We start from the raw sequence: 1,733 nt of genomic DNA on the forward strand, positions 1-1,733 counted from the left end.
AGCCGCGACCTATCAGCTGGCCATCGACACCGGCGAGCCAGAGGTGGCTGCCGCCGCAAAAGCAGCGCTAGACCGGCTGGGTTGACATAAGTGACGGCCCCGCTCGGTAGCTATTCGGGGCGCGCGGTGGACGCGGAGATGGCTTGGTACAGGTGCGAGGATGTGCGCATGACCCAGCCACCTGCCGACGTCCGCGCGGTCACCGAGTACCGCATCCCCGCCCCTACCCTGCTGCCCGGTGACCTGGTGAACACCGCGCCCGGCAGCGAGGACGACTGGCAGCAGGTGCTGTCGGTGCACACCGCCGAGACGCCCGGCGACGACCCCGACGCGGCCGCGCTGATCGCCGAGATCGGTGACCGCTACGTCGTCGTCCGGCTGACCGACGTCGCGCCGGTGGACAGCCCGGTGTACTTCTCCGACGGCGCCGCGCTGGCCTACGGCGCCGACGGCGAGGAGGACGGCCCGGTCACCGAGGTGCTGTCCGAGGCGGACGCGGTCAGGACCTTCCTCTACACCCGCTTCGAGCTGGTCAACGTCCGCTCACGCCCCATGGTGTGACGGCTGCTCGCGTGGATCCAGCTGCCAGCGCATGAACCCGCATGGGTATCAGCTGGGTGACGCTCGCACTCCACCATGCGACGACCGACGTCGGCGGTCGCCGTCGACACTCTGACGGCGTCAGCTCAGTTCCACCCGGCTGGTTCCAAGAATGGAGCACCATGCGCACCTTCCTGTCGAGTGCTGTCGCCGCGTGCGCGGCAGCCCTAGTGCTGGCCCCCGCCGCCGCGAGCGCCGATCCGGCGCCTCAACTCAGGATCACCCACAACACCAGCGCGATCTACCAGTTCGACCCGAGCCCGAACGGCGACGGTGTGCTGTTCGACACCGTGCAGGTCACCGCCGAGCTGCGCCACTGCCCCGCTGGTGACTACCTGCGCTCGATCACCCTCGTCCAGGACGGGGTCAGCTACCCGTGGGCGGTCCAGGCACTGGGCGCGGTGGAGGTCATCTGCCCCGCCAGCGGGGTCACCGGAGCGGGCATGTCCTTCTTCGGCAACGGCCTGCACCCGGGCACCGCTGTCGTCACCATCACCATCACCAGTGAGACGGACGGCTCCGTGCTGGCACAGGACAGCCGCACGGTCCGCATTCCGGCGGGTGACAACCAGCCCTGAGGCTCCGGCTGCCGCTGCCCCCTCAAGCGGTGAGGGGGCAGCCGCACGCCAGTGCTGATTTGGGGGCCGGCCGAGGCCACTGGTAATCTGGCGAGGTTGTCCGGCGCCCGCGCCGGTAACCATCAGCAGCTCCATCCGGCGAACGATCGGCATTCGAGGCAAACTTCGTGGCGAACATCAAGTCCCAGATCAAGCGGATCCGCACCAACGAGCTGGCTCGGCAGCGCAACAAGAGCACCAAGAGCGCGTTGAAGACCGCGATCCGGTCCTTCCGCACTGCCGCCGACACCGGCGACAAGGAGAAGGCCACCACCGCTCTGGTGCACGCCTCGCGGCAGCTGGACAAGGCCGTCAGCAAGGGCGTCATCCACGCCAACCAGGCCGCCAACAAGAAGTCGGCGATGGCCCACAAGGCAAGCTCGCTCTAGTTCAGCCCGCTCCACCTCAACAGCCCGCGTACCGGTTCCGGCCGTACGCGGGCTGTTCTGCTTGCCGTCAGCTACCGGGGTCGGCGCCTATTTCTTCTTCTCCACCGTGGTTCGGTGATGTGACTCC

General features: G+C 68.3%; 3 protein-coding genes. All 3 read left to right on the forward strand.

The genetic code is table 11. The features are described 5' to 3' along the window. Positions 1 to 168 precede the first annotated feature (168 nt). The 3 genes from VF542_RS09910 (at position 169) to rpsT (ending at position 1,606) form a co-directional block, all read left to right on the forward strand. Positions 169 to 561, forward strand: a complete 393-nt coding sequence (locus VF542_RS09910; RefSeq protein ID WP_408651540.1) for a hypothetical protein — start codon at positions 169 to 171, stop codon at positions 559 to 561. Positions 562 to 722: 161 nt separating this feature from the next. Next, positions 723 to 1,178 (forward strand): hypothetical protein, encoded by a 456-nt coding sequence (locus tag VF542_RS09915; protein WP_408651541.1) that lies wholly within the window; start codon positions 723 to 725, stop codon positions 1,176 to 1,178. Between the two features lie 167 nt (positions 1,179 to 1,345). Further along, positions 1,346 to 1,606 carry a 30S ribosomal protein S20 gene (gene rpsT / locus VF542_RS09920; RefSeq protein ID WP_408651542.1) on the forward strand — a complete coding sequence of 87 codons (261 nt, stop codon included), beginning with the start codon at positions 1,346 to 1,348 and terminating at the stop codon, positions 1,604 to 1,606. Positions 1,607 to 1,733 lie beyond the last annotated feature (127 nt).

The organism is Jatrophihabitans sp. (genome assembly GCF_036389215.1).
In the GTDB taxonomy this organism is placed as follows: domain Bacteria; phylum Actinomycetota; class Actinomycetes; order Mycobacteriales; family Jatrophihabitantaceae; genus Jatrophihabitans_A.

Coding starts and splice junctions, on each gene's coding strand:
- VF542_RS09910 (WP_408651540.1), top strand. CDS start 169: ATGACCCAGCCACCTGCCGACGTCCGCGCGGTCACCGAGTACCGCATC.
- VF542_RS09915 (WP_408651541.1), top strand. CDS start 723: ATGCGCACCTTCCTGTCGAGTGCTGTCGCCGCGTGCGCGGCAGCCCTA.